Here is a 25748-nt window from a genome sequence, read left to right as displayed (position 1 = left end):
ACGGTTTGCGCGAATGCGCGCCCGATGACGGGCTCCGCGAAATCCGTGCTGCGACCTACGATCCGAAATCTCCCGGCGTGAACGACAGGTCCATCACCTTCCATTCCTCGTACTTGTCGACGGGCAACATCTTGTAGGGCTGGCAGGCCTGCAGGGCGCTCATCGCGGATTTCACGATGGCCACGCCCTTCGTCGACGGCGGGGCCTCGATCAGGATCGGCGGGCGGGCCAGCGCGCCGTCGGCGGTGAACACTGCGCGCAGCTTGACGCGCACCGCGTCGGTCGGCGCAACGTCCGACGGCAGTTTCGAACAGCTCCTCAGGTGCCGGCGAAGCTCGGCGACGACCTCGGGCGGCAGTTTGGCACCGATCGAATCCCTGGCATCGGCGCCGTCATCCTTGGGCGCGTTTTTCGGCTCGGGCGGCAATTCGGGCGGCAGGCCAAGCATCACACCGTATTTGACGGTCACGTCGGGCTGCGGCGCCTGATAGGCTGGAGGCGCAGCCTGTGGCTGTGGCATCGCGGGGGGCGGCTGTGCCGGCTGAGCCTGAGGTTGCGGCTGCGCGTTGGCCTCTTGCTTCTGGACCTGCGACGGCTGAGGCTGCTTCTGTTGCTGTTCGTGCGATGCCTGCTTTTGCGGCGCCGCCTTCTGCTCAACCGCAGGCTTCGGCGCGGCGTCCGGCTTGTCGGTGAAATCGAACTTCGGCAGCTTCAACTCGGGGAGCGGCTCCGGCGGCTTCGCATCCTGGGCCTTCTCCTCGACTTTGGCTTCCTCCTGCTTCACCTGGTCCGGCGTGACGATATCGACCGCGACAGTCTCGATCGGTGCGGAATGAAACGGATGGACCTCGCTGATAACGATGATCAGCGCCACCAGTGTCAGATGCGCGATGGCTGACGCCGCAACATCCGTCCGTATGATCTTCCGCAGGTCCATCGCCCGATCTTGGGTTGCCGTTCTGGTCCTAGCATAACCAAACCGACCCTCAATCCCATTTCGGGGCGAAGCCGAAATCGGTCAGACGGCCCTTCGGGCTGGCCAGCGCGGCGATCTGCGCCATCTCGGCATCTGAGAGCTCGAAATCGAAGATCTCGATGTTTTCCGACAATCGCTCGACACGTGAGGTTCTGGGAATCGCCGACACATTTTGTTGCGCCAGCCAGCGCAGGCAGATTTGTGCCGGCGTCTTGTGGTGGGCGCGGCCGATCGCGGCGAGCGTCTGATCCGCCTTGATGCGGCCCTTGGCGATCGGGCTGTAGGCAACCAGCGCCATCCCGTGCTGGTCGCAGGCCGCCTTTACCTTCGTCTGATCCAGATAGGGATGATATTCGACCTGGTTGCAGACGAGCGGCTCGCCCGACAGCGCGGCCGCCTGCTCGATCAGAGCCACCGTGAAGTTGGAGACGCCGATATGGCGGGTGAGGCCCATGCGCTTGGCATGTGCCAGCGCGCCCAGCGTCTCCTCCAGCGGCACATGCGGATTGGGCCAGTGCAACAGCACGAGGTCGACGGCGGGAAGCCGCAGCCGCACCAGGCTCTCCTTCACCGACCGTTCGAGATCGTGGGGCGCGAAATGATTGGTCCAGACTTTGGTGGTGACGAAGACGTCGTCGCGGCGCACGCCCGAGGCGCGCAATCCCTCGCCGACCTCGCGCTCATTGTCATAGACCTGGGCGGTATCGATGTGGCGGTACCCGAGCCGCAGCGCCTGCTCGACCACGCGCGCGCAGATGCGCCCCTCCAGCTCCCAGGTTCCGAGCCCGATCGCCGGTATCCTCGCGCCATTGGCCTCGACGAACAGCATGAGGAATCCTCTCTGTTGCGGCAGCCCAAGAGTCGTTAACACCATCATTATGGACCCGGCCCGCCAGAGTGCAACGGACGACGCCCGGTCCCGGTTGCGTATCTTCGGTGGAAAGCTAACGGGAGGTTCGTCTCAGGCCTTGGCGAGCGCCTGGAAGACCGTGTCGGGCGCATGCGCGATCACGGCCAGGAGGGCGCGGGCGGGCCCGCGTGGGGCGCGCTTGCCCTGCTCCCAGTTGCGGATGGTCTCCACGGGAACACCAAGCTTGGCGGCGAACTCCATCTGGGTGAGACAGGCGCGCCGGCGCAAATCGCGCACCGCGAGCGAGCCGGCTTCGGCCGGCGGGGTCTCGACGGCAGGCGGGACCGGCTGGACAGGAAACTCTTGCCCGTCCCGCAATTCAACGACCCGTCCGTCTGCCTTCAGCCGCAACCGCATGCTCATTTCCCCAAGCGGGAGGATCATGCGGGAGGTCGCTTAAAGTCGGATTAAAGCTGGCTGGCCGTCATTCCGGGGCGCGCCACTTGGCGCGAGCCCGGAATGACAGAACGGAGATGAGCCCTACTTCAGCCCGAACCACAGCGTCGCGATACCGAGGAAGGAGAAGAAGCCTACGACGTCAGTCACCGTCGTCACGAACGTGCCGGAAGCCACGGCCGGATCGGCCCTGACGCGTTCGAGCGCCATCGGGATCAGGATGCCGCCGAGCGCACCGGCGATGAGGTTGCAGATCATCGCGAGCCCGATGACGACGCCGAGGCCCGGGATCTTGAACCAGGCTACCGCGGCGATGCCCGTGATCACGGCAAAGGCGACACCGTTGATGAGGCCGACCAGCGTCTCGCGGATAACCACGCGCCAGGCGTTGGAGGAACCGAGCTCGCGGGTCGCGAGCGCGCGCACCGCGACCGTCATGGTCTGGGTCGCGGCATTGCCGCCCTGGCTCGCGACGATCGGCGCCAGCACGGCGAGCGCCACCATCTGCTCGAGCTGGCCCTCGAACAGGCCGAGCACGGAGGACGCCAGGAATGCCGTGGCAAGGTTGATCAGCAGCCAGTTGAAGCGGCCGCGCGCAATGGTGAGAAACGTGTCCGACAGCTCTTCGTCGCTGGTGACACCGCCGAGCGCCTTGAGGTCCTCGTCCGCCTCCTCCTCGATGACGTCGACGACGTCGTCGACGGTGATGACGCCGACCAGGCGATCCTGGGTGTCGAGCACGGGAGCCGCGACGAGGTTGTACTTGCCGAACATGTGCGCGACTTCCTCCTGGTCCTCCAGGACGGAGACGCGGCGGCGATCCTCGTCTGTCAGCTCGGTGAGCGGCACCGGGCGGCGCGCGCGCAGCAGCACGTCGAGCGGAACCGCACCCTGCCAGTGCTGATCCTTGTCGACGACGTAGATTTCGTAGAAGCGTTCCGGCAGATCGGGCGTATCGCGCATGTAGTCGATCGCCTGCCCGACCGTGAAATCCTGCGGCACGGCGATGAACTCGGTCTGCATCCGCCGCCCGGCGGAGTTTTCCGGATACAGCAGGCTGCGCTCGAGCGCGACGCGTTCCTGCAGCGGTAGCTTCTCGAGGATCTCCTCCTGCTCGTCCTCGTCGAGGGTTTCGAGCAGCTCGACCGCGTCGTCGGATTCGAGCTCGCGGACGCCCTCGGCCACCGTCTCGGGCGGCAGCTCGTCGAGAATCTCCTCGCGGACGGTCTCGTCGACCTCGTTCAGCGCGGAAAAGTCGAAATCGGCGCCGGTCAGCTCGACCAGGCGGACGCGATTGTCCGGCGCGAGCGCCGCGATGAGGTCACCGAGATCGGCCTCGTGGAGCTCGGCGACGCAGGCGCGCAGCGCGGCGCTGTCGGCGGCCTCGATCGCATGGGCGATTTCCTCGACGAATTCCTGCCGAATTTCACCGTCTTCATTGCGCATCGGCACGTGGTCGAGTACCGAGGTCTCAGCGGCAGGGGTACCGTCCATATGTTCATCCATGGTACGCCTCGCCGTCTGACAGATTGGGTTGATAATTTGGGCTGACGGTCACGCAATACCCACAAGGCAATCGCGAGCGCAATGGCAAAGATGCATCGACCGAAATGGACCTCGATCACCACGGGCCTGGCTCTGGCGAGCCTCGCCGCGATCGGCTCGGCCAAGGCCGCCGACTGCCCACGCAAGGACACGCTCGGCACCTCGCGCGTGCTCGCGGTCGACCCGAAAACCTACCCACGCGTCGGATTGAAGAGCTTCCCGCAGACCCTGCCGCTCGCGGATCACGAGGTGGTGCTGACCTTCGACGACGGCCCTCGTCCGCCCTACACGCAGAAGGTGCTGGCGGCGCTGGCGCAGGAGTGCGTGCGGGCGACGTTCTTCCTCATAGGCCAGTCTTCCGCCGAGTTTCCTGACCTCGTCAGGCGCATCGCCGCCGAGGGCCACACCGTCGCGCACCATTCCTGGTCGCATCCGATGACATCCAAAATCCCGTTCGAGCAGGCGAAGGAGAACTTCGATCGCGGAATCGCGGCCGATGAAGCCGCGCTCAACGGCGTCTCGACCAACACGCCCTCGACACCGTTCTTCCGCTTCCCCTATTTCGACTCGACGCCCGCGACGCTGGACCTCATGCAGTCGCGCGGCATCGCCGTGTTCGGCGCCGACCTGTGGGCGAGCGACTGGGAGGAAATGACCCCGGAGCACGAGCTGAAGCTCGTCACGGATCGCCTCAACGCCGTCGGCAAGGGTATCATCCTGTTCCACGATCCCAAGGCCCACACGGCCGCCATGATGCCGGTGTTCCTGCGATATTTGCGCGAGAACGGCTATCGCGTCGTGCACATCGTCCCGGCGGCCCCAGGGCAAAAAAGCGCTGAAATCGCGCATTGATGCCGGGATGTCACGCCTGACCAAAATGGGGTGATTTGAGCCCTATTAATACTCTGTTCATGCTATGCCGTGCAAAGATTGAGGCGAGCGCCAGGTGGCAAAGGTCTTTGCACCTGAACCGTTTTCCGACGTCTCCGACCTACTATGACGGCAAACGCAGATGAGGGCAGACCGGGTTCATGATCCGTAGTAGCGTTGTTGTCCGGACGCGATCGTGGGCCGTCCTGCTTCTGGGATTGCTGACCGCGGCGTCGCCAGCAGCCTTCGCGGCCGACTGCCCCGGTCATCCTGATGCGCTCGGCACCTCCCGCACCCTCGTCGTCGACCCGCGCGAGCATCCGCGCATCGGCACCATGCAGTATCGCGAGACGCTGCCGCTGAAGGACCACGAGGTGGTCCTCACCTTCGACGACGGTCCGCTGCCGAAATATTCCAATCAGGTGCTTCAGATCCTCGCCAACGAGTGCATCAAGGCGACCTTTTTCATCATCGGCGAACAGGCCAAGGCGAATCCGGAAGGCGTGCGCAAGCTGGTCGCGGCAGGCCACACTGTCGGCACGCACAGCATGAACCATCCGCTGACATTCGATCGCATGCCGCTCGACAAGGCCGAGGCGCAGATCAACGGCGGCATCGAGTGGACGTCGGCGGCGATGACCGATCCGTCCAAGCTCGCGCCGTTCTTCCGCATTCCCGGCCTGATGCGCGCCGACGGCGTCGAGAACCTTCTGATCTCGCGCGGCATTCAGGTGTGGAGCGCCGACTTCCCGGCGGATGACTGGCGGCATGTGTCGCCCGATCGCGTTTACCAGCTCGCGATCCAGCGGCTGGAGGCCAAGGGCAAGGGCATTCTGCTGCTGCACGATATCCAGGCGCGCACCGTAGCGGCGCTGCCGAAGATCATCCGCGACCTGAAGGCGCGCGGCTATCGCATCGTGCATGTGGTTCCCGCGACTGCCGACCGGCCGGCGACACCGACCGCCGCTGTGGAGTGGCTGCTGCATCCGCCGACGGAGACGACCCCGATCGCACGCTGGCCCGCCGCGCCCAACTTCGTGTTCGCGCAGACCGCAACACTGCCGGCGCCCGGCCTCGCCGATCTCAACGCACAGACCGCGCATCAACCGCTGGTGTTGCCGCGCAGGACCATGGCGCTCGCCGACGTCGCTGCCACCCTGCCCGCGCCCGGTCGCGATCTCTTTGCGATTCCCGAGGGCTCGGTCGAGGTGTTGCTGTCGACGACCTTGTCGCGGCGCGCCGCGACACGGGTCGCGATGGCGGCCGAGGCGTCGCATGCCGGCAAGGGCAAGGCTGGCAGGATTCAGGTGCGCCGAACCGCGCATGCGGCACACGCCATGCCGAAGCACGCAGCTCAAGCCAAGATCGCAGCGCCCCGCCCGACCCGGGTCGCCACCAGCGTGAAGAAGCGCGCCTGAGTAAAGGCCGTTACTGCCGCATGATGTTGGCGACGCAGAGCAGCACGATCAGCGCCAGGAAGAACAGGTCCATATAGGACTTGAGCTCGCCGTCGCGGCGCAGCCGCGCAACATCCACCACGATCTGCTTGCGCGCATTGGTTCCGCCAGAGCCGTCATTGATCGGCGCCTGCAGCCGCTTGGCTTCGGCTTCGAGCTTCTCGATCTTCTGGAAAAAATAAAAGGCGCGCAGCGTCGAGGCCGCGCGCATGCCGGCATAGACCAGCACCAGGATCGCGAGGATCGCCCGGTTCTGATACTTCTCCATGAAGTTCAAGCTGAAATAGACCAGCGCCATGAACGCGAAATTGGTCAGGAAGCGGTAGACGAAGCTTAGAAAGACCATGCTGGCTCCAGCCGAGAGAGGTCGCGCGAGGCCCGTCTACGCCAACCTTGTTTCAACAAAGATACCAGTGCCCGCGCGCCGCCGCCTTTTAGCCACGCGCCGCCATAATGCAAGCGAGCGCGCGAGCCGCCCGCCGTGTTCCACGCGCCACGCGCCGGCGGCGGCTCGATGGAGATTCGACGGAAGCTACGGTAGAGTGCTGCCGCCGCTACAGGCGAAGTCTGCGGATTGGGGTCTGCCGATGCCGAAGAAGGGAATCACGGGTCACGACGACTGGGTCCTGACCGAGGCGCTCGCGACTGCGCTGGTTGCACTGGAGCAGCTCGAGGCGAAGCACCAGCCGAGCGCGCATATGGACGACATTCGCAAGATGCTCTCGCACGGCAAGGAGCCGAACGCGGTGAGCTTGCATCTGGCCCAGGCCAAATGCCGCCTGTTCCCCGACCTCGATCCGCTCGAGATCTACCGGGAATACGGCATCGGCGATGAATACGGCTGATGGGCCCGCGCGGGGCCGCCTGCTTCCCGAAATGAGATTTGAAGGTGGTGCGCTCGGAGGGACTCGAACCCCCACGGTGTTACCCACTGCCACCTCAAGGCAGCGCGTCTACCAGTTCCGCCACGAGCGCAAGAAGATACCGGCCTGAGGTCGTTGGCTGGCCGGATCAGCGGTCGCCGATCTAACAAATCCATCAGGGGGATACAAGCCTGCAAGGGCCCCGAATTCCACAAGCTTGGCAGGAAAGTCTCCGCCCCGCCCGGATCGGCCCTATTCGGATGGCCGACCTTAGCGGATCCCCAGGCCGCTACCGCGTGCCCGGCGTCCGCGGCAGCATCTGCTTGACCTCGACCGCGATCCGGTTGCGGTCGACCAGCACGACGCCCGAGGCAACCGGCAGGTTGTTGGCCAACACCTTGACTTCGTCGGCCTCGGTTGCGTCCAGCTCGATGATGGCGCCGCGGGAAAGACGTAATACCTGATGGATCGGCATGGTGGTCGTCCCGAGGACGACCATGAGATCCACGGTGACTTTGTCGAGTGTGGGCACTGTCAGGACCGCCGCAACTGGGACTCAACGCCAAAGGACTTGGCATTTGCGCCTGTGATCATCACCACGTTATGGTTAGCCAATGGTTAATTCGCCTCGAAACCCCCGCCAAAACCAGCGTCAAGAGCTCGATCTGACGTCGTTTTCCACTGCCGGCGGCGAGCCCGTCGAATGGCGAATCTCGGACGCGCCGGTGCCCTATCCGGAGGCGGTGGCCGCCATGGAGGCGCGGGTCGCAGCGATTACGGCGGGCGAGGCGCCTGAGCTGGTCTGGCTGCTCGAACACCCCCCGCTCTACACCTCCGGCACCTCAGCCAAGGAAAGCGACTTGGTCGACGCCCGATTCCCGACCTTCGCCACCGGGCGCGGCGGGCAGCTCACCTATCACGGGCCCGGCCAGCGGGTGGCCTACATCATGCTCGACCTCAAGCGGCGCCGGCCAGACGTGAGGGCCTATGTCGCGAGCCTGGAGGAGCTGATCCTGAAGACGCTCGCGGCCTTCAACGTGCGCGGCGAGCGGCGCGAGGACCGGGTCGGCGTCTGGGTGAGGCGACCGGACAAGGGGCCCGAGCACGAAGACAAGATCGCGGCGATCGGCGTGCGGCTGAAGCGCTGGGTCTCGTTCCACGGCATCGCCATCAATGTCGAGCCCGAGCTGTCGCATTTCGCCGGCATCATTCCCTGCGGCGTTGCCGATCCCCGCTATGGCGTCACCTCGCTGGTCGATCTCGGCCAGCTCGTGACCATGGTAGATGTCGACATCGCGCTGCGGCAGGCGTTTGAAGAGCTGTTCGGGCCGACCCGCGCGCTGCTGCCGGAAACCGCGGCCTGACATTTCTGTTGGCGAGGCGCCGCGCGCGTTCTCGCTCGCCGTGGAATCGGCTATGCCTGCGCCAGGTGCCGCCCACGCCTCCCCCCTCCGCCGGGAAAGTACACGTCATACCGGGCGACGAAACCATCGGACCGACTATTCGAGCGCCAGGCATAAGGAGGGATTGCGCTTTCTGCTCGCAATGGGAGGTTTGACGATGAAATTGTCTGCACCGATCTATCATCTGAAGCGAAAAGCAAAGCGCCTGTCCCGCGAGGAAGACATCCCGCTGCACGACGCGCTCGACCGCATCGCCACGACGGAAGGCTTTTCCGCCTGGAGCATGCTCGCGGCAAAGGCCGGAGCACAAACGCCCGCCAACAAACTGTTTCCGCAATTCCGGCCGGGCGATCTCGTGCTGGTCGGCGCGCGTCCCGGTCAGGGCAAGACCTTGATGAGCCTCGAACTCGCCGTGGAGGCGATGAAGTCCGGCCAGCGCGCGGCATTCTTCTCACTCGAATACACCGAGAAGGACGTACTGGACCGCTTGCGGGCGATCGGCGTGGCGCCTGCGCAATTCGACAAATTGTTGGAGGTCGATTGCTCCGACGCCATCAGCGCCGATTACGTCGTCAAGCAAATGGCAAACGCCCCGCGCGGCACGGTCGTCGTGATCGACTATCTGCAGGTGCTCGACCAGCGGCGGGACCACCCCGACCTCACCGTTCAGGTGCGCGCGCTGAAATCCTTTGCGCGCGACAAGGGGCTGATCGTCGTCTTCATCTCGCAGATCGACCGCTCCTACGATCCCGCGATCAAGCCCTGTCCTGACATCCACGACGTCCGGCTGCCGAACCCACTGGACCTGACGTTGTTCGACAAGACGTGTTTCCTGAACAACACCGAGGTGCAGTTCCGCGCGGCGAGCTGACGATCAGGCCGCGGGCGAGATCGCTCACCCGCGGCTCGCAGCCTCACGCCGCAGCCAGCGGCACTTCGAGCTTGCCGGCGATGTACCGCCGCTCCTGGGTCAAGCCGCCGAAGCCATAGGCGTCGCCCTTGACCTCGTCGACATGCAGGTACGTCTCGGCATGCAGCGGGCCCAAAATCTCGGCCATGCGCTTGAACATCGCGGCGAGATAGGCCGCCTTCTCGTCCTTGGTGTTGGTGCCTTCGCTGACATGGATGTCGATCCAGTAGCTGGCGAGCTTCTGCTCGGCGAGCGACTTGCCGCCGGCGAACCAGTCGCCGGCATCGACCGACTTGACGATGATGGCGGTGACCTTGGGATCCTTGTGCAGGATTTTTGCGGTGAGCTCGGATACGGCGCTTGCGATGTCGGCCTTCAGCGACGGCGACTGGCGGGACGAGGTGTAGGATACGGTGATCAGGGGCATTGTCGTTCTCCTCAGGATGTCGCGCTGTTTGCGCGGCGTTGGGGAGAAAGCTAGACCACCACCTGTCATTTTGGTATCTTATCCATATTGATACCAGTGATAACCATTCATAATGACAGCCACACTCGACATCGCCACCGTCCGGGCCTTCCTGCTGGTCGCCGACCTCCAGAGCTTTACGCGCGCCGCGGAGGCGCTGGGCACGACGCAGGCCGCCGTCAGCCTCAAGCTGCAACGGCTGGAGACATTGCTTGGCAAACGTCTCGTCGAACGCTCGCCGCGCGCGGTCCGGCTCACCGCCGACGGCGCCAGCTTCCTCGATGGCGCCCGCGCGCTGATGGCAGCGCATGACCGCGCGCTGTCGGGTGAGATCCCAGCGGCGCAATCGCTCTCGCTCGGCATCTCCGACCACGCCGCAGGCCCCGAACTGGTGCCGCTGCTGGAGCGTCTGCATGCGATGTCGTCGAACCTCACGCTCGCCGTCACCATCGGCTTCTCGCGCGAGATGCAGGATGCCTATGACGCGGGCGCACTCGATGCGGTGATTGTCCGCCAGGAAGGTAGCCGCCGCGGCGGCGAGAAGCTGACCGAGGACGAATTCGGGTGGTTCGCGTCACGACGCTTCACCCTGCCGAAGGGCGAGCCGCTGCCGCTTGCAACCCTTGCCCCGCCCTGCGGCGTTCGCGCCATTGCCGTCCGCGCACTCGACAAGGGTGGCACCGCCTGGCGCGAGCGCTTTGTCGGCGGCGGCGTCACGGCGGTGGTCGCGGCCGCGCTCGCCGGGCTTGCCATCGCGCCGCTGGCGCGGCGGATCGCGCCTCCCGGGCTCATCGACATCGGGCCCGCGCACAAGCTGCCGAAGCTCGGCAGCTCGAAGGTGATGCTGCATTCGAAGGTCAGCGATCCCGCAAAACTGGCTGCGTTGCGCGCAGTGCTCGCAACGTTTCGCAGCGTGGCGGCCACCTGACGTCTCACAAAATTGCCTCGAACGCACTGCGCAGCGTCTCGTGCCGAAACCTAAAACCGCGGCTCAAGGCCTTGTTCGGCAGCACGCGCTGGCCGCCGAGCAGAAGCTCGTCGGCAAAGCCGCCGCCGATCCGGCGCAGCAGGCCGCCGGGAATGCGGAACACCGCAGGTCGGTGCAGACGGCGCCCCAACTCTTCCGTGAATTTTGCATTGGTGACCGGGATCGGTGCGGTGGCATTGACCGGCCCCGACAGATCGGGCGTCGCCATCACATAGGCGATCAGCCGGATCAGATCGTCGCGCTCGATCCAGGACATCCACTGCCGCCCGGTGCCGAGCGGGCCGCCAAGCCCGAACTCGAACGGCGTCAGCATCCGCGTGATGAAGCCGCCCTCCGTGCCCAGCACGAGACCGATGCGCAAGCAGACCACGCGGACGCCAAGCTCTTCCGCCGGCCGCGCCGCCTTCTCCCAGGCCGCGCACAGCTCGTGGCTGAAGCAGGCATGCGACTTCGCGGACTCCGTCAGCACCTGATCGGCCCACAGCCCGTACCAGCCGATGGCGGAGCCGCTGACGAGCACCTCGGGCTTGCGATCGAGCCGCGCGATCAGTTTGACGACGTCGCCGGTCATGTCGATGCGCGAGCCTATGATCTTCGCGCGCTTGGCTTCGGTCCAGAGGCCGTTGCCGATCGGCTCGCCGGCGAGATTGACGATGGCGTCGATGGATGTGTCCGCGGCAAGCTGGTCGAGGCTGGTGATCAGCGTCACCGGCGGCGGCAGCATCTCCGCCTTGGCAGGGTTGCGGATCAGCGCGATGACATCGTGCCCTGCCCCGCTGAGGCTCGCCGCGAGGCGGCTGCCGATGAAGCCGGTGGCGCCGGTGATCAGCACGGTCTTGCGCCCCGAGATCTTCTCAACGAGTCCTTCTGCCGGAACGCTCTTCATGCGGCCAAGCCGTCGCATTGCCGCAAAATCCCTGATGCCGCAGAGCGATGCGCCAACGGCGCAGGCGCTCGCGGCGATGCTGAGCAGGCCCTGATACACGACGCTCACACCAAAGGGCTGCGTCGCCCAATCGATCAGCACCGGTAGCAGTAGCACCAGGATCGCGCCGTAGTTGATCGCAAGCAGCGTGTGGTTGATCCGCTCGCTCGGCGGCAGCTTCCGGCTCAGATCCTCCTCGACGAAATCCATCAGCGTGATGACGATCTCGCCGACCAGCACGGCGATGATCGCAAGCGCCAGCACACCGTAGACCTCGAGCCAGCCGAGCAGCAGGAACAAGAGCGCATAGAGCATGTTGCGGATCCCGTGCAGCTTCAGCTCGAAGCGCTGCGACGGCCGCCACGCCAGGCGCTCGGTGAATTCGTGGTGATAGAAGGTATCGAACACGCCCATCACGATCTGGATGGCGATGAGCGTCCACAAGAGCGGGGTCATGACACGGCCTCCCTGAACACGGCGGACTGGTGGATCAGCGCGCCGTAACGCGGATGAATGACGTCGAGGGTGAAGCGGAAGGCGCCCTCGCCGAGATCGCTGTGCGTCACCGTGAGATCGCCCGGCGTGAGCCATTGCGGCAGCGGAATCCAGAGCCGTCCGAACTGCAGGCCGTAGCCGGCGCTGCGGAAGGTCAGCGTCTGGCCCTCCACCGCAATGCGCAGCGCCATGGAGACGCCGAAGCCGACATATTCCTCGAGCCCGGTCGGACCGGCGAAGCGCTTGGCCGAATGGATCACCTGCGGAAAGCCACGCTTGCGCGCGCAGATGCGGGTCCAGGTCTGGCCGCCGGTCGCGCTGTCCTCGGTGACCGTCACGATCATGGGCACACCGGTGTCGCGCCCCGTCGGCAGCGGCCCGCCGATCAGGCGCGCGACTTGCGAGAACCACCAGCCGATGTCGCTGAAGGAAACCTCGTCGACCACGCCGACATAGACCACGCTGTCACCGTCGGCGACGCGCTTGGAGAAGCGCCGCCAGGTTGCGAGCGGCAGGCGGCCCCAATCCTCGTCCGACAGCAATGCGCGGAAGCGGCGGTCGTCGAGCAGTTTAATGTGAGCGGAGGTTGGTGCGTTGGAGCCTGATAATCTCGCCGACGTCATCACAACCTCCTCAACACTATTTGGCCTTGCCTAGCGGCAGCAGGTTCGCGATCTTCTCGCCAAGCCGCATCAGGGCGACCACGCGCGGCCGCGGCACTTTCAGCATCTGCATGAACCAGTGGTCGGCGAGCTCGGTGAAGGCGAGCATCTCCTTCAGCCGTTTGCTCGCGACCGGATTGATGGCCGGATCGTCGGCAGCATCGGACACGCAGGCCCTGAGCGCCGTGATCGCCGGATCGAGCTCGCGCTCCTTGCGCCGGGCCGCGATGCGAGCCGCGACCTCCCAGATGTCAGTCTCGGCCTCGTAATGATCGCGGCGGTCGCCGAGGATCGGCACGCGCCGGATCAGGTTCCAGGCGAGCAGTTCCTTGAGCGAATTGGAGACGTTGGAGCGCGCCATGCCGAGCGTGTCGGCGATGTCCTCGGCCGTCATCGGCGCTTCGGCCAGATAGAGCAGCCCGTGGATCTGGCTGACCGAGCGGTTGACGCCCCACTGATCCCCCATGTCGCCCCAATGCAGGATGAAGCGCTCGACGGCGGCGGGCAGTTTCTTCTTTCCGGTTATTTCTGTCATGACAGAAACATCTGACCAATATGATCGTATGTCAAGTGCTCCTCGCGCCTTGCCTCTTGCATACCGTTCGCCCTATTTGCCTAAAAACGTCCCAGAAAGCGGGAACCAAACGCGCCCTGCAGCGTTTGTCCCCGTCGAGGCGGGGTCCGGAATGGTCAGAAAGTCCAGTCAACAGAGAGACTTGTTCGAAAGCGAGCGGAGTTTCCGGCTGTTGGTGGAGGGAGTCGCGGACTACGCGCTCTATATGCTCGATCCCACCGGCATCATCACGAGCTGGAACATCGGCGGCGAGCGGATCAAGGGCTATTCGCCCCAGGAGATCCTTGGCCAGCATTTCTCGCGCTTCTATACCGAGACCGACCGCGCCAACGGCAAGCCTGCCCGTGCGCTCGGCATCGCGCGGGACCAGGGCCGCTACGAGGAGGAAGGCTGGCGCGTTCGCAAGGACGGCACTTTCTTCTGGGCGAGTGTGGTGATCGACCCGATCTACGAGGACGGCACCCTCGTCGGCTTCGCCAAGATCACGCGCGACATCACCGAACGCCGCAACACCCAGATCAAGCTCGAGGCGATGCAGACGCAGCTTGCCGAGTCGCAGAAGTTCGATGCGCTCGGGCAGCTCACCGGCGGTGTCGCGCACGACTTCAACAATTTGCTGATGATCATCAGCGGCAGCCTTCACGTCCTGAAGAAGGGCGACCCCGACGATGCCAGATTGCGGCACGCAATCTCGGCGATCGAAACCGCCACCAAGCGCGGCGCCGCGCTGACGGGTCAGCTCCTGACTTTCGCGCGGCGGCAGAGCGTCAATCCGCAGGCGATCCATTTCGGCGATCGCATCGAGGCGATCCGCGAAGTGCTTCACGCCGGCGTCGGCAGTGCCGTTCGTCTGGCCTTCGAGATCGAGCGCGCGGTCTGGCCGATCAAGGCCGACGTCTCGGAGTTCGAGACCGCACTGCTCAACCTCGTCATCAACGCGCGCGACGCAATGCCCGACGGCGGCACTGTGACGATTGGCGCGCACAACGTTGTCCTCGACGATCCGCTCCATAGCGGCGAATACGTCGCCATTACGGTCGCCGATACCGGGCTCGGCATCCCCTCCGACGTGGTCGACAAGATCTTCGAGCCGTTCTTCACGACGAAGCCGGTCGGGAAAGGCACCGGTCTCGGCCTGTCGCAGGTGCACGGCTTTGCGCATCAGGCCGACGGCACGGTCAAGGTCGCAAGCGAGCTCGGCAAAGGTACGACCTTCACCATCCTGCTGCCGCGAGAAACCGGGGCGGCCGCACGGACCGAGACGCCTGCGGCGGCGCCGCTGCGCGGCAGCGGCACGGTGCTGCTGGTCGAGGACAATCCCGACGTTGCCCTGGTCAGCACCGGACTTCTGGAGCAGCTCGGCTACAACGTACGGCGCGTCGCCGATGCCGAAGCCGCCTTGCGTGAGGTCGAGACGAACGGCATCGACTTCGTCTTCTCCGACATCGTCATGCCCGGCAAGCTGGACGGGCTCGGCCTCGCCCATCGCCTCCGCCAGATCCGCCCCGGCCTGCCGATCCTGCTTGCCACCGGCTACAGCGACGTCGCAGCCGGCGTGCGCGGCGATTTCCCGATCCTGCGCAAGCCGTATGAAATCCACGAGTTGAGCGAGGCGATTTCGAAACTGCCGCGGTGACCCTTAACCTCTCCCCGCTTGCGAGAACGGTGCAAGGGAGCGCACCGCTGGCGCGGCGAAGAGCTTGGCTCACACGGTCGGCAACACCGAGAACGCCTCCCCTGCCCTGCGCAGATTCAGCTCATCCGCATTCGCCGTCTCGCTCGTCACACTGTCGACGCGCGACGACGGCGGGCCGTGGCGACACAGCGCGACCATGTCGGCGACATGGTTCGGCGCGCCGGCGAACAGCGCTTCCACGCCGCCGTCGCGGCGGTTGCGGACCCAGCCTTCGAGGCCGCTCGCGGTCGCCTGGTACTCGACCCAGGCCCGATAGCCGACGCCCTGCACGCGACCACGGATCATGACCTGAAGGATTGCGCGGCTCATTTTTTCAGCCCGAGAAGATCGGCGCTGCGCGCTTTGACGTCGGCTTCGCGCATGACGCGGTTGGTCAACTCCGCCGACGGCACCCCCTTCAACGCTTTCGGCGCCGTACCTTCGCGCAATGCCTTCTGAATCTCGTACACCGCCTGCGTCGCCGCCGCGATCGGCGCGTGGCCCTGGAGCGCAATGCGCACGCGCTGGCCGGCAAGATAATCGATCGCGTTCAATTCGTCTGGCGCGCCGCCGAGCACGATGGGAAGACGCGTTGCAGACGCGATCGCCTCGAGTTCGGCGCGCGACTTGATGCCGGTAAAGAATAGCGCATCGACACCCGTCGCCTCATAGGCCTTGGCACGTCTGATCGCGTCCTCAATCGAGGTGATCGAGGCCGCCCCCGTTCGACCCATGATGACCAGCGAGGGATCGGCCCGTCCGTCGAGGGCGGCTTTCATCTTGCCGACGCCCTCCTCCAGCGAGATCAGCTGCACCTTGGCTTCGCCAAAAGCCACCGGCAGCAGCGTATCCTCGATGGTGAGGCCGGCGGCGCCCGCGGTCTCCAGCTCCTGCACGGTGCGGCGCACGTTGAGTGCGTTGCCATAGCCGTGGTCGGCATCGACCAGCACCGGCAGGCTTGCGGCGCGCGACATCCGCCGCATCTGCTCGGCAAGCTCGGTGAGCGTGATCAGAGTGACGTCGGGATCGCCGAGCACGGCGAGCGAGGCGACCGAGCCGCCGAACATGCCGAGCGGAAAGCCGAGATCTTCGGCGATACGGATGGAGATCGCGTCATAGACCGAGCCGGGATGGACGCAAGTCCCGCCCGACAGGATCGATCGCAGTTTCTCGCGGCGGGAACGAAAGGCCATGGGATGTCTCGATGATTGCAACGCCCTCGCAGCATACTCCGTCATTGCGAGCGAAGCGAAGCAATCCAGAGATGCATCCGCGGAGGCAGTCTGGATTGCTTCGTCGCAAGGGCTCCTCGCAATGACGGTGGTTGCGGGCAAACTGGCCCGCCCCACTCTCGCCTTACGCAAACTCCAGGATCAGCGCGTCGACCGCGAGCGTCGCGCCGGCACTGGCGTGGATCTTCTTCACGGTGCCGTCCTGCTCGGCGCGCAGCACGTTCTGCATTTTCATGGCTTCGACCACCGCCAGCGTCTCGCCGGCCTTGACCTCCTGGCCTTCGGTCACCGCGATGGAGACGATGAGACCGGGCATCGGACACAGCAGCTTCTTGCCGGTGTCGGAGGCCGTCGTCACCGGCATCAACCGTGCCGAGGCCGCTTCCGCCTCGGTCCAGACATAGACCGGCACCTCGACGCCCTGATGCGCAAGACGAATGCCGTTGGCGATCGGGCGCGCCTGGACCGCGACGAAGTGACCGTCAATGGTGCCCTGCCAGACCGGATCGCCCGGCCTCCATGCGGACTGCAACAGATGCGCGTTGCCGGCCTTGCCGTCGGCATCGACGAAGCGGATCGCAATGGCATCGCCCTCACGCACAACCTCGAGCGAGATTTCCTGGCGGTCGAGCCAGACCGCGCGCCGGCGCTCGCGCTGCACGACGCGGCCGCCAAGCTGACCCGAGATCTGCCGCTTGCGCTCCCCTAACACATGATCGATGGCAGCGCCGACCGCAGCGATGCGACGCGCGACCTCGCCTTCGGGCACGCGCACCGCAAAGCCCTTGGGGAATTCCTCGGCGATGAAGCCGGTCGAGAGCCGGCCCTCGCGCCAGCGCGGATGATGCATCAAGGCCGACAGGAACGGGATGTTGTGCCTGATGCCGTCGACATAAAACGAGTCAAGCGCGGTCGCCTGCGCCTCGATCGCGGCCGCCCGCGACGGCGCGTGCGTGACCAGCTTTGCGATCATCGGATCGTAATGGATCGAGATCTCGCCGCCCTCCTGCACACCGGTGTCGTTACGCACCGTGATGCCGTCATGGCTCGCTTCCGCCGGCGGGCGATACTTCACCAGGCGCCCGATCGAGGGCAGGAAGTTGCGGAACGGGTCTTCGGCATAGAGACGCGACTCCACGGCCCAGCCGGTCAGCGTCACGTCCTTCTGCGCGATGCCGAGCTTTTCGCCGGCGGCAACGCGGATCATCTGCTCGACGAGGTCCACACCGGTGACGAGCTCGGTGACGGGGTGCTCGACCTGGAGGCGCGTGTTCATCTCCAGGAAGTAGAAGCTCTTGTCCTGGCCTGCGACGAACTCGACGGTGCCGGCGGAATCATAGTTCACGGCCTTGGCCAGCGCCACCGCCTGCTCGCCCATCTTGCGGCGCGTGGCCTCGTCCAGCAGCGGCGACGGCGCCTCCTCGATGACCTTCTGGTTGCGGCGCTGGATCGAGCATTCGCGCTCGCCGAGATAGATGACGTTGCCGTGCTTGTCGCCCAGCACCTGGATCTCGATGTGGCGGGGATCGACGATGAACTTTTCGACGAAGACGCGGTCATCACCGAACGAGGCCTTGGCCTCGGCCTTGGCCAGATTGAAACCTTCGGCGACCTCGGCCTTGGAATGTGCGATGCGCATGCCCTTGCCGCCGCCGCCGGCGGAGGCCTTGATCATCACGGGATAGCCGATCTCGTCGGCGATGCGGACCGCGTGCTTGTCGTCCTCGATGACGCCGAGATAGCCGGGCACGGTCGAGACATTGGCCTTGGCGGCCGCCTTCTTGGATTCGATCTTGTCGCCCATCGCGGCGATCGCGCCCGGGTTCGGGCCGATGAAGACGACGCCGGCGGCTTCCAGCGCCCGCGGAAACGCCTCGCGCTCGGACAGGAAGCCATAGCCGGGATGCACGGCCTCGGCGCCCGTCTTGCGGCAGGCCTCGACGATCTTCTCGATCAGCAGATAGCTCTCGGCCGCTGCCGGCGGGCCGATCAGCACGGCCTCATCGGCCATCTCGACATGGAGGGCATCACGGTCGGCCTCGGAATAGACGGCGACCGTCTGAATTCCCATCTTGCGCGCGGTCTTGATGACCCGGCAGGCGATTTCGCCGCGATTGGCGATCAGGATGCGTTTGAACATTGTTTGTCTTGAGCTTCGTCCCTTGGGCGGGACCCCCTCCGGGCCGTTGGCGGGCCGACGGGACGGGGCCGTATGCTTTCGTGGTACAGCAAAATGGGCCGGAGGCAACGGGCAAAATCCGGCCCGCTCTGGCGTACCAGCGCAAGACCGGATCGCGCCTGGTGAGCCCTGGGCGCCCTATTGCTTTCTGGCCTTGGCCACGTCCCGGACCAGGCTGTGAATGAAGCCCAGTTTGGCGACCACGGCCGGCGACAGGATGAAGGGATAGAGGTCGCGCAGGCCCATGGCGCGGTTGACGCTGTTCATGGCAAAGGTGAAGGGCAGCCATGCGTCGACGATCGCCTCAACGCCTTTCGCCTCATAGGGATTGAAGCGGATCCGCGTCGACAACTCCCCATCGCGGTCGACCTTGGGGCGCACCTCCATGCCGAACTCGCCAGCCATTTCCAGGGTATCGACGATGTGGAGGTAGTGCGCCCAGGTCTCGGCGAAATCCTCCCAGGGATGCATGGTCGCGTAGGCCGAGACGTAGTTCTGCTGCCAGTCCCGCGGCGCACCTTCGGCATAGTGGCGCTGCAACGCCTGACCGTAATCGACGGAATCATCGCCGAACACGGCGCGGCATTCCTCCAGCTTCCCGCCATCACGCACCAGCACGTCCCAGAAATAGTGCCCGACCTCGTGGCGGAAATGCCCGAGCAGCGTGCGGTAGGGCTCGCCCATCTCCAGCCTGCGCCGCTCGCGCTCGATGGTATCGGTCTCGGTGAGCGCGATCGTAACCAGGCCGTTGTCGTGGCCGGTCAGGACCTTCTGTCCGCTGTTCGGATCATCCGCGAGGAAATTGAAGATCAGGCCATGCTCGGGATCGTCCTGCCGGGTTTGGAGCGGCAGCTTCCAGCGGATCAACGAATAGAACAACCGGTGCTTCGCCACCTCCAGCTCGCGCCAGCCGGCGAGTTGCGCGGCATCGGAAAGATCTGGCACGATGCCGTTGTGGCGGCAGGCGCGGCAAAAGCCCGTGGTATCGCTACCGTCCGTCAGCCAGTTGCAGGCGTCGTACCCGGCGTTGCGGCACAGCATGCGTGCCCTGCCCTTGTCGGCGAGCGTGGCCCAGCCTTCCCCGTCGGGCTCGATCGCGGACATCGTCTCCTTCTCCGGCAGAAAGGCGACGCGATGGCCGCAGCGTTCGCAGGCGCGGTTCTCGAAATAGAGAACATTGCCGCAGTCCTGGCAGACAAAGAGCTTCAAGCTTTAGCCTCTTGGGAAAGGGAGCCTTACGATATCAGCTGTGGGGCCTCGCAGATACGCGCGCCGGCGGCCCATCGTTCCAATATCGGGGAACAAATAGCCAGCCCCGGCATTGGCTCATGCGCGCCCACGCCGTTCGGTGGGCGTTTGTTGAGCTATTCCCTTTTGAGCAATGGCTATCAGGCTTTGACTGTGTGAATATCGGTCCGGCACGTGCGCTCCCGCATCACAACGGCCGACGCCTTGAACGATCTTTTGCCCGAGACCATCGCCGCCGAGAGGCTGCGCCAACACCTCGAAGACATCGCGCGCGAGCGCGACAACGCCTATCGCGCGTTGCAGGAGCGCGAGGCCGAGCTCGCGCGCATCCAGCGCATCGGCAAGGTCGGTGGGCTCGAGATCGACTTCCGCGAAGGCTTCAAGAACCGCCGCTCGCCGGAATATCTGCTCGTGCACGGCCTGCCCCCTGAAGCAACCGACGAAACCTACGAGGATTGGGTCGCCCGGATCCACCCGGAGGATCGCCAGCGTACGATCAAGCATCTCTTCGAGACGCTGAAGAGCGAAAGCGGCGATTATGCCGACGAGTACCGCATCATACGGTCGAACGACGGCGAGACTCGCTGGATCCGCGTCGTCGCCAAGATCGAGCGCGACAAGGACGGCCGCGCGCTCCGGCTCGTGGGCGCCGACTTCGACATCACCGACCAGATGCTCGCCCGCGAGACGCTGCGCGAGAGCGAGGAGCGTTTTCGGCTGATCGCCGACAGCGCGCCGGTGCCGATCTGGGTGACAAAGCTCGACCGCACGCGCTCCTTCGCCAATCAGGCCTATGTCGACTTCGTCGGCCTGCCCTACGAGCAGGCCATTGTCTTCGACTGGCGCAAGGTGCTGCACCCCGACGACCTCCCGCACGTCTTGCAGCAGTCCGTGCAAGGCGAAGCGTCGCTCAAGCCGTTTGTGCTGGAGGCGCGCTACAAGAATGCATCCGGCGAATGGCGCTGGCTGCGATCGGAATCCCAGCCACGCTGGGATCCGACCGGCAAGCATATCGGCTTCATCGGCGTTGCCCACGACGTCACCGTTGCCAAGCAGGCCGAGATCGAGCTGCGGCAACTCAACGAGACCCTGGAAGAGCGCATCGTCGAGCGCACCGCCGAGCTCGAATCCAACGAGGCAAGGCTGCGTGCGATCCTGGAGACCAGCAATCAGTATCAGGGACTCGTCAACCTCGAGGGCGAGCTGCTCTACGCCAACAAGACCGCGCTCGACGGAATCAAGGCGCGCTCCGAGGACGTCATCGGCAAGCTGTTCTGGGACACGCCCTGGTTCACCGGCACGCCCGGCGTGAGCACAACCGTGCGCGAGGCGTTCCAGACCGTGCTGCGCGGCGAACCAGTGCGAATTGAGATGCGGCTGCGGTTGCCGATCGGCGAGCGCGATTTCGAGTTCGGCATGCGTCCGGTGCTCGACCGCCACGGCAACATCACCGGCGCCGTGCCGGAAGCCGTGGACATCACCGAGCGCCGCCGCGGCGAGGAAGCGCTGCGGCAGTCGCAGAAGATGGAGGCGATCGGCCAGCTCACCGGCGGCGTGGCTCACGATTTCAACAACCTCCTCACCATCATCCGTTCGGCGACCGACTTCCTGCGCCGGCGCGAGTTGCCGGAGGAGCGCCGCCGCCGCTATGTCGATGCGATCTCCGACACTGTCGAGCGCGCCTCAAAGCTGACGGCGCAGCTGCTGGCCTTCGCGCGCCGGCAGCCCCTGAAGCCGCAGATCTTCAACGTCGGCAGCCAGGTCGAGGGCGTGGCGCAGCTGGTGCGGCCGCTGGTCGGCGGCCGCATCGAGATCGTGGTCGAGATCGACGATGCCGATTGCTTTACGGTGGCGGACATTGCGCAGTTCGAGACTGCGCTGATCAACCTCGCCATCAACGCCCGCGACGCCATGGACGGCGAAGGCCGCCTCACCATCGCCGTCCGCAAGGTTCAGGGCATCCCGAACCTGCGTGCGCAATCGGCGCGCGGCGGCCATTATGTCGCGATCTCTCTCACCGACACCGGCAGCGGCATCGCCCCCGAAAACATCGACGCCATCTTCGAGCCGTTCTTCACCACCAAGGAGGTCGGCAAAGGCACCGGCCTCGGCCTCAGCCAGGCCTTCGGCTTCGCAAAGCAGTCCGAGGGCGACATCGCGGTGACGAGCGCGCCCGGACAGGGCGCGACTTTCACGATCTACCTGCCGCAGGTGCAGAGCCCCACCGCCGAGAAGGAGGCTGCAGCGCTGACCGGCGAGGCCGCCACCACCGGCCGCGGCTATCGCGTGCTCGTGGTCGAGGACAATGACGATGTCGGCCAGTTCTCGACCGAGCTTCTGGAAGACCTCGGCTACGTCACCCGCCGCGTCGCCAACGCCAACGCGGCACTCGCCATCCTCGGCGAGAACGAATTCGCGGTCGACCTCGTGTTCTCCGATGTCATCATGCCCGGCATGAACGGCGTCGAGCTCGCCGGCGTCATTCGTGAACGCTATCCAGGCTTGCCGGTCGTGCTCACCTCTGGCTACAGCAACGTGCTTGCGGAAAACGCCCATCGCGGCTTCGAGCTGATCCAGAAACCGTATTCGGTGGAAGCCCTCTCGCGCATCCTGCGCAAGGCGATCACGGAGAAGCTGTCGGTGGCAAGGTGAGTGCGAGCCAACCCACACGGTGTCGTCCCGGTGAAGGCCGGGACCCATAACCACGAAAAGGTGTTTGGCGAAGATTGCCAATGACCATCTCGTGTCAAACTTCTCCCTGTGGGTATGGGTCCCGGCCTTCGCCGGGATGACGGCGGAGTGTTAGGATATACCTGCCTAAATAAGGACGAACGAAGCGATACCTGCCCCCATGAAACCCGCCCTCCTCTCCGCCTGGCAGGCCTGGGCGCTCCTCTCCGCCTGCTTCGCCGCATTGACCGCGATCTTCGCCAAGGTCGGCGTCGAGAACATCAATCCGGACCTCGCGACCTTCATCCGCACCATCGTGGTGCTGCTCGCCTTCTCGGTGCTGCTGCTCTTCACCGGGCAATTCGCCGTACCCTCGGCGGTCTCGTCGAGGACCTGGCTGTTCCTGGTGCTGTCGGGCCTCGCGACCGGCGCGTCGTGGCTGTGCTATTTTCGCGCGCTGAAGCTCGGACCTGCCACGCTGGTGGCGCCGATCGACAAGCTCAGCGTCGTGCTGGTGGCGCTGTTTGCCTTCGCCTTTCTCGGCGAGCGGCCGACCGCGCAGGGCTGGATCGGGATCACCATGATCGGCGCCGGCGCAGTGCTGCTGGCGATCAAGTTTTGACGAGCCCGGCGTGATCAGGGGAACCAAGCCGACATCATGAAGGTTGCTGCCGGGCTATTTGGAGCCTCGATCGAGAGACCGATGTCGCGCGAGAACCCCGATCAGGCAAGGCAAGCCGGCCGCGCGCTGGATGCGGCCAACTTCTTTCTCGCCGACGTCCGCGACGGGCTCGGCCCCTATCTCGCCGTCTATCTCCTCACCGAGCAGCATTGGGACGAGGCACGTATCGGCCTCGTGATGTCGATCGCGATCATCGCCGGCATCGTGGCCCAGACACCGGCAGGCGCACTGGTCGATGCGACCCGCGCAAAGCGGCTGGTGATGGCCGTGGCGGCCATCATGGTGACGTTCGCCTCACTGTCGCTGCCCTTGTTTCCAACTTTCCTGGCGGTTGCGATCTCGCAAGGCATCGCGCAGGCTGCCGCCGTGGTCTTTCCTCCCGCAATCGCCGCCGTCTCGCTCGGCATCTTCGGCCACGCCGCTTTCACCCGCCGGATCGGCCGCAACGAGACCTTTAATCACGCCGGCAACGCGGTCGCGGCGGGACTCGCGGGCGTGTTCTCCTACTGGTTCGGCCCGACTGTCGTGTTCTATCTGCTTGGCGCCATGGCAATCGCGAGCCTCGTCAGCATCCTGGCAGTTCCCGCCCGCGCAATCGATCACGATCTCGCCCGCGGGCTGCACGGCGCGGAAACCGACAGCGAACGCGAGCAGCCATCCGGTCTCGATGTTCTCCTGACCTGCCGGCCTCTGCTCGTCTTTGCGATTTGCGTTCTGTTGTTCCATCTCGCCAACGCGGCGATGCTGCCGCTGGTTGGGCAGAAGCTGGCGCTGCAGGACAAGAACATGGGTACCAGCCTGATGTCGGCCTGCATCGTCGCGGCGCAACTGGTCATGGTGCCATTCGCGATGCTGGTCGGCGCGAGAGCCGACCGCTGGGGCCACAAGCGCTTCTTTCTCGCCGCGCTCCTGATCTTGCCGATCCGGGGCGCGCTTTACACGCTCTCGGATAATCCGTTCTGGCTGGTCGGCGTGCAGTTGCTCGACGGCGTCGGCGCCGGCATTTTTGGCGCGATCTTCCCCGTCATCGTCGCCGACCTCATGCGCAACACCGGCCGCTTCAACGTCGCGCAAGGCGCTGTGATCACCGCCCAGAGCATCGGCGCCGCGCTGTCGACGACGCTCGCCGGCTTCGTCGTGGTTGGCGCGGGCTATGGCGCGGCTTTCATCATCCTCGGCACGATCGCGGCGATCGGCGCCCTGGTCTGCCTCCTCGCTTTGCCCGAGACGCGGCAAGTCGCAGATGAAGGTTTGCGCCCACAGGGGAAGACAGCGGCGTCGGCTTCCGCTATCGCTGCCGAATAACCCCATTTCAGCATAGGATTGAACGTGCCGTCTGACGCCATCTGGGCCTGGAGCATCATCGTCGCCGCGACCGCCGGCGTCATCATCCGCCCTTTTCGCCTGCCCGAGGCGATCTGGGCCGTGCTCGGCGCCGCTGCGCTGGTCTTGCTCGGCTTCCTGCCATGGAAGGATGCGGTCACCGGAATCGAGAAAGGCATCGACGTCTATCTCTTCCTGATCGGCATGATGCTGATCGCCGAGCTGGCGCGGCTTGAAGGGCTGTTCGACTATCTCGCAGCGCTTGCGGTGGAATATGCCGCAGGCTCGCCGCAGCGGCTGTTCCTGCTGATCTATATCGTCGGCACGGTCGTCACCGTGCTACTATCCAACGATGCCACCGCGATCGTGCTGACGCCCGCCGTCTATGCCGCAACGCGCGCCGCCGGCGCCAAGCCGTTGCCCTATCTCTTCGTGTGCGCCTTCATCGCCAACGCCGCGAGCTTCGTGCTGCCGATCTCCAACCCCGCCAATCTCGTCGTGTTCGGCGCGCACATGCCGCAGCTGACAGAGTGGCTGCGCCTGTTCGCCCTACCCTCGGCGGCCGCGATCCTGCTCACCTACATCGTGCTGCGCCTGACCCAGCATCGCGCTCTGAAGGAGGAGACCATCGCGCGCAGGGTGCCGCATCCAAAGCTTGGCCGCGGCGGCAAGCTGACGGCGGTCGGCATCATCGCCATCGGCATCGTGCTGGTCACGGCCTCGGCACTCGATAAGCAGTTGGGCCTGCCGACCTTCATCTGCGGCGTGGTCACGGCCGCCATCGTGCTGCTGATCAACCGCCAATCGCCATTTCCCGTGCTGCGCGGTGTCTCCTGGAGCGTGCTACCGCTGGTCGGCGGTCTCTTCGTAATGGTGGAGGCGCTGGTGAAGACCGGCGTGATCGGTCAGCTCAGCGCGCTCTTGCACCAGGCCGTTGAGCAATCCGTCTCGAAAGCCGCCTGGAGCGTCGGCATCGCCACCGCGATTGCCGACAACATCGCCAACAACCTGCCCGTCGGTCTCGTCGCGGGCTCGGTTGCCGCCAGCGATCATCTGCCCGCCTCCGTCGTCAGCGCCATCCTGATCGGCGTCGATCTCGGGCCCAATCTGTCGGTAACAGGCTCGCTCGCCACCATTCTCTGGCTGGTCGCGCTGCGGCGGGAGAAGATCGAGGTCGGCGCCTGGCCATTTCTCAAGCTCGGCCTGCTGGTCACGCCGCCGGCCTTGATAGCCGCGCTGGCGGCCGCCATCCGGTAATCGCGCGCAATTTGCGGCGCATCAATGTGGCCGGCAAAGCCG

Annotated in this window: 25 protein-coding genes and 1 tRNA gene; 11 read left to right on the top strand and 15 right to left on the bottom strand. The window is 65.2% G+C overall.

The genetic code is table 11. The annotated features are described in order from the left end of the window. Nucleotides 1–55 precede the first annotated feature (55 nt). From ACWAT4_RS17465 to mgtE, 4 genes are all read right to left on the bottom strand, one after another. Nucleotides 56–937, bottom strand: a complete 882-nt coding sequence (locus tag ACWAT4_RS17465; protein ID WP_449730997.1) for a hypothetical protein — start codon at nt 935–937, stop codon at nt 56–58. Nucleotides 938–986: 49 nt separating this feature from the next. Then, nucleotides 987–1805: an aldo/keto reductase gene (locus tag ACWAT4_RS17460; protein ID WP_212301497.1), complete on the bottom strand. Its 819-nt coding sequence runs from the start codon at nt 1803–1805 to the stop codon at nt 987–989. A 132-nt stretch (nt 1806–1937) separates the two neighbouring features. Further along, nucleotides 1938–2249: a helix-turn-helix domain-containing protein gene (locus ACWAT4_RS17455; protein WP_212301498.1), complete on the bottom strand. Its 312-nt coding sequence runs from the start codon at nt 2247–2249 to the stop codon at nt 1938–1940. Between the two features lie 117 nt (nt 2250–2366). Continuing rightward, nucleotides 2367–3788 (bottom strand): magnesium transporter, encoded by a 1422-nt coding sequence (gene mgtE, locus ACWAT4_RS17450; protein WP_212301499.1) that lies wholly within the window; start codon nt 3786–3788, stop codon nt 2367–2369. A gap of 81 nt (nt 3789–3869) precedes the next feature. On the opposite strand from mgtE, the gene ACWAT4_RS17445 reads away from it, so the two are divergent. Together ACWAT4_RS17445 and ACWAT4_RS17440 are read left to right on the top strand one after the other, a co-directional pair. Next, nucleotides 3870–4679, top strand: a complete 810-nt coding sequence (locus ACWAT4_RS17445) for a polysaccharide deacetylase family protein (protein ID WP_212301500.1) — start codon at nt 3870–3872, stop codon at nt 4677–4679. A gap of 179 nt (nt 4680–4858) precedes the next feature. Beyond that, nucleotides 4859–6115, top strand: coding sequence for a polysaccharide deacetylase family protein (locus tag ACWAT4_RS17440; protein WP_449730996.1), 1257 nt, complete (start codon nt 4859–4861; stop codon nt 6113–6115). Between the two features lie 10 nt (nt 6116–6125). Here the strand turns inward: ACWAT4_RS17440 and ACWAT4_RS17435 are convergent, their stop codons facing one another. Continuing rightward, nucleotides 6126–6500 (bottom strand): hypothetical protein, encoded by a 375-nt coding sequence (locus tag ACWAT4_RS17435; RefSeq protein WP_212428483.1) that lies wholly within the window; start codon nt 6498–6500, stop codon nt 6126–6128. 241 nt (nt 6501–6741) lie between these two features. Between ACWAT4_RS17435 and ACWAT4_RS17430 the strand changes: the two genes are divergently transcribed. Further along, nucleotides 6742–6999 (top strand): hypothetical protein, encoded by a 258-nt coding sequence (locus tag ACWAT4_RS17430; RefSeq protein WP_212301503.1) that lies wholly within the window; start codon nt 6742–6744, stop codon nt 6997–6999. 45 nt (nt 7000–7044) lie between these two features. On the opposite strand, the gene ACWAT4_RS17425 is transcribed toward ACWAT4_RS17430, so the two are convergent. Continuing rightward, nucleotides 7045–7129 (bottom strand) — tRNA-Leu (locus ACWAT4_RS17425). 177 nt (nt 7130–7306) lie between these two features. Then, nucleotides 7307–7549 carry a FliM/FliN family flagellar motor switch protein gene (locus ACWAT4_RS17420; protein ID WP_011088012.1) on the bottom strand — a complete coding sequence of 81 codons (243 nt, stop codon included), beginning with the start codon at nt 7547–7549 and terminating at the stop codon, nt 7307–7309. Between the two features lie 82 nt (nt 7550–7631). On the opposite strand from ACWAT4_RS17420, the gene lipB reads away from it, so the two are divergent. Beyond that, entirely contained in the window at nt 7632–8381 is a 750-nt protein-coding gene (lipB, locus tag ACWAT4_RS17415; protein WP_449730995.1) for a lipoyl(octanoyl) transferase LipB, read from the top strand. A 196-nt stretch (nt 8382–8577) separates the two neighbouring features. Beyond that, nucleotides 8578–9291, top strand: coding sequence for a DNA helicase (locus tag ACWAT4_RS17410; protein ID WP_449730994.1), 714 nt, complete (start codon nt 8578–8580; stop codon nt 9289–9291). Nucleotides 9292–9334: 43 nt separating this feature from the next. On the opposite strand, the gene ACWAT4_RS17405 is transcribed toward ACWAT4_RS17410, so the two are convergent. Further along, a complete protein-coding gene (locus tag ACWAT4_RS17405; protein WP_212301506.1) occupies nt 9335–9757 on the bottom strand; it encodes a tautomerase family protein in 423 nt (140 codons plus the stop codon). A 112-nt stretch (nt 9758–9869) separates the two neighbouring features. Here ACWAT4_RS17405 and ACWAT4_RS17400 point away from each other — a divergent pair, with 112 nt between their 5' ends. Next, the gene (locus tag ACWAT4_RS17400; RefSeq protein WP_212301507.1) at nt 9870–10724 is read left to right on the top strand and encodes a LysR family transcriptional regulator; all 855 of its coding nucleotides are present in this window, start codon (nt 9870–9872) and stop codon (nt 10722–10724) included. Between the two features lie 4 nt (nt 10725–10728). On the opposite strand, the gene ACWAT4_RS17395 is transcribed toward ACWAT4_RS17400, so the two are convergent. The 3 genes from ACWAT4_RS17395 to ACWAT4_RS17385 are packed head-to-tail and all read right to left on the bottom strand — an operon-like array spanning nt 10729 to nt 13401. Next, a complete protein-coding gene (locus ACWAT4_RS17395) occupies nt 10729–12165 on the bottom strand; it encodes a TIGR01777 family oxidoreductase (RefSeq protein WP_449730993.1) in 1437 nt (478 codons plus the stop codon). Beyond that, the gene (locus tag ACWAT4_RS17390; RefSeq protein ID WP_212301509.1) at nt 12162–12827 is read right to left on the bottom strand and encodes a DUF4166 domain-containing protein; all 666 of its coding nucleotides are present in this window, start codon (nt 12825–12827) and stop codon (nt 12162–12164) included. Before ACWAT4_RS17390 ends, ACWAT4_RS17395 begins: the two co-directional genes overlap by 4 nt. Before the next feature lie 16 nt (nt 12828–12843). Continuing rightward, nucleotides 12844–13401 carry a GbsR/MarR family transcriptional regulator gene (locus tag ACWAT4_RS17385; protein WP_212301510.1) on the bottom strand — a complete coding sequence of 186 codons (558 nt, stop codon included), beginning with the start codon at nt 13399–13401 and terminating at the stop codon, nt 12844–12846. Nucleotides 13402–13552: 151 nt separating this feature from the next. Here ACWAT4_RS17385 and ACWAT4_RS17380 point away from each other — a divergent pair, with 151 nt between their 5' ends. Continuing rightward, nucleotides 13553–15076, top strand: coding sequence for a PAS domain-containing sensor histidine kinase (locus ACWAT4_RS17380; protein WP_212428489.1), 1524 nt, complete (start codon nt 13553–13555; stop codon nt 15074–15076). A gap of 69 nt (nt 15077–15145) precedes the next feature. Here the strand turns inward: ACWAT4_RS17380 and ACWAT4_RS17375 are convergent, their stop codons facing one another. The 4 genes from ACWAT4_RS17375 to ACWAT4_RS17360 form a co-directional block, all read right to left on the bottom strand. Beyond that, the gene (locus ACWAT4_RS17375; RefSeq protein WP_212301512.1) at nt 15146–15445 is read right to left on the bottom strand and encodes an acylphosphatase; all 300 of its coding nucleotides are present in this window, start codon (nt 15443–15445) and stop codon (nt 15146–15148) included. Further along, the gene (locus tag ACWAT4_RS17370) at nt 15442–16308 is read right to left on the bottom strand and encodes an isocitrate lyase/PEP mutase family protein (protein ID WP_449730992.1); all 867 of its coding nucleotides are present in this window, start codon (nt 16306–16308) and stop codon (nt 15442–15444) included. The genes ACWAT4_RS17375 and ACWAT4_RS17370 overlap by 4 nt, the downstream gene beginning before the upstream one ends. Nucleotides 16309–16471: 163 nt before the next feature. Beyond that, nucleotides 16472–18487: an acetyl-CoA carboxylase biotin carboxylase subunit gene (locus ACWAT4_RS17365; RefSeq protein ID WP_449730991.1), complete on the bottom strand. Its 2016-nt coding sequence runs from the start codon at nt 18485–18487 to the stop codon at nt 16472–16474. A 177-nt stretch (nt 18488–18664) separates the two neighbouring features. Continuing rightward, nucleotides 18665–19735, bottom strand: coding sequence for a zinc-binding metallopeptidase family protein (locus tag ACWAT4_RS17360; RefSeq protein WP_212428491.1), 1071 nt, complete (start codon nt 19733–19735; stop codon nt 18665–18667). Nucleotides 19736–19948: 213 nt separating this feature from the next. On the opposite strand from ACWAT4_RS17360, the gene ACWAT4_RS17355 reads away from it, so the two are divergent. From ACWAT4_RS17355 to ACWAT4_RS17340, 4 genes are all read left to right on the top strand, one after another. Further along, nucleotides 19949–22426, top strand: a complete 2478-nt coding sequence (locus tag ACWAT4_RS17355; RefSeq protein ID WP_212428492.1) for a PAS domain S-box protein — start codon at nt 19949–19951, stop codon at nt 22424–22426. 199 nt (nt 22427–22625) lie between these two features. Next, entirely contained in the window at nt 22626–23066 is a 441-nt protein-coding gene (locus ACWAT4_RS17350) for an EamA family transporter (protein WP_212428313.1), read from the top strand. An 81-nt stretch (nt 23067–23147) separates the two neighbouring features. Next, complete coding sequence (locus ACWAT4_RS17345) at nt 23148–24431, top strand: MFS transporter (protein ID WP_449730990.1); 1284 nt, start codon at nt 23148–23150, stop codon at nt 24429–24431. 24 nt (nt 24432–24455) lie between these two features. Next, on the top strand, nt 24456–25706 hold the full coding sequence (locus ACWAT4_RS17340) for an arsenic transporter (protein WP_449730989.1): 1251 nt from the start codon (nt 24456–24458) through the stop codon (nt 25704–25706). Nucleotides 25707–25748 lie beyond the last annotated feature (42 nt).

Source organism: Bradyrhizobium sp. T-1 (assembly GCF_053592855.1).
This window is presented reverse-complemented; position numbering and strand designations above follow the sequence as displayed.

Bases quoted from the DNA above. Each gene is read 5' to 3' on its own strand.
- ACWAT4_RS17375 (WP_212301512.1), bottom strand. From the start codon at position 15,445: ATGAGCCGCGCAATCCTTCAGGTCATGATCCGTGGTCGCGTGCAGGGC.
- ACWAT4_RS17430 (WP_212301503.1), top strand. From the start codon at position 6,742: ATGCCGAAGAAGGGAATCACGGGTCACGACGACTGGGTCCTGACCGAG.
- ACWAT4_RS17370 (WP_449730992.1), bottom strand. From the start codon at position 16,308: ATGGCCTTTCGTTCCCGCCGCGAGAAACTGCGATCGATCCTGTCGGGC.
- ACWAT4_RS17385 (WP_212301510.1), bottom strand. From the start codon at position 13,401: ATGACAGAAATAACCGGAAAGAAGAAACTGCCCGCCGCCGTCGAGCGC.
- ACWAT4_RS17365 (WP_449730991.1), bottom strand. From the start codon at position 18,487: ATGTTCAAACGCATCCTGATCGCCAATCGCGGCGAAATCGCCTGCCGG.
- ACWAT4_RS17435 (WP_212428483.1), bottom strand. From the start codon at position 6,500: ATGGTCTTTCTAAGCTTCGTCTACCGCTTCCTGACCAATTTCGCGTTC.
- ACWAT4_RS17460 (WP_212301497.1), bottom strand. From the start codon at position 1,805: ATGCTGTTCGTCGAGGCCAATGGCGCGAGGATACCGGCGATCGGGCTC.
- ACWAT4_RS17400 (WP_212301507.1), top strand. From the start codon at position 9,870: ATGACAGCCACACTCGACATCGCCACCGTCCGGGCCTTCCTGCTGGTC.
- mgtE (WP_212301499.1), bottom strand. From the start codon at position 3,788: ATGGATGAACATATGGACGGTACCCCTGCCGCTGAGACCTCGGTACTC.
- ACWAT4_RS17405 (WP_212301506.1), bottom strand. From the start codon at position 9,757: ATGCCCCTGATCACCGTATCCTACACCTCGTCCCGCCAGTCGCCGTCG.
- ACWAT4_RS17440 (WP_449730996.1), top strand. From the start codon at position 4,859: ATGATCCGTAGTAGCGTTGTTGTCCGGACGCGATCGTGGGCCGTCCTG.
- ACWAT4_RS17345 (WP_449730990.1), top strand. From the start codon at position 23,148: ATGTCGCGCGAGAACCCCGATCAGGCAAGGCAAGCCGGCCGCGCGCTG.
- ACWAT4_RS17380 (WP_212428489.1), top strand. From the start codon at position 13,553: ATGGTCAGAAAGTCCAGTCAACAGAGAGACTTGTTCGAAAGCGAGCGG.
- ACWAT4_RS17410 (WP_449730994.1), top strand. From the start codon at position 8,578: ATGAAATTGTCTGCACCGATCTATCATCTGAAGCGAAAAGCAAAGCGC.
- lipB (WP_449730995.1), top strand. From the start codon at position 7,632: ATGGTTAATTCGCCTCGAAACCCCCGCCAAAACCAGCGTCAAGAGCTC.
- ACWAT4_RS17445 (WP_212301500.1), top strand. From the start codon at position 3,870: ATGGCAAAGATGCATCGACCGAAATGGACCTCGATCACCACGGGCCTG.
- ACWAT4_RS17390 (WP_212301509.1), bottom strand. From the start codon at position 12,827: ATGACGTCGGCGAGATTATCAGGCTCCAACGCACCAACCTCCGCTCAC.
- ACWAT4_RS17395 (WP_449730993.1), bottom strand. From the start codon at position 12,165: ATGACCCCGCTCTTGTGGACGCTCATCGCCATCCAGATCGTGATGGGC.
- ACWAT4_RS17455 (WP_212301498.1), bottom strand. From the start codon at position 2,249: ATGAGCATGCGGTTGCGGCTGAAGGCAGACGGACGGGTCGTTGAATTG.
- ACWAT4_RS17465 (WP_449730997.1), bottom strand. From the start codon at position 937: ATGGACCTGCGGAAGATCATACGGACGGATGTTGCGGCGTCAGCCATC.
- ACWAT4_RS17350 (WP_212428313.1), top strand. From the start codon at position 22,626: ATGAAACCCGCCCTCCTCTCCGCCTGGCAGGCCTGGGCGCTCCTCTCC.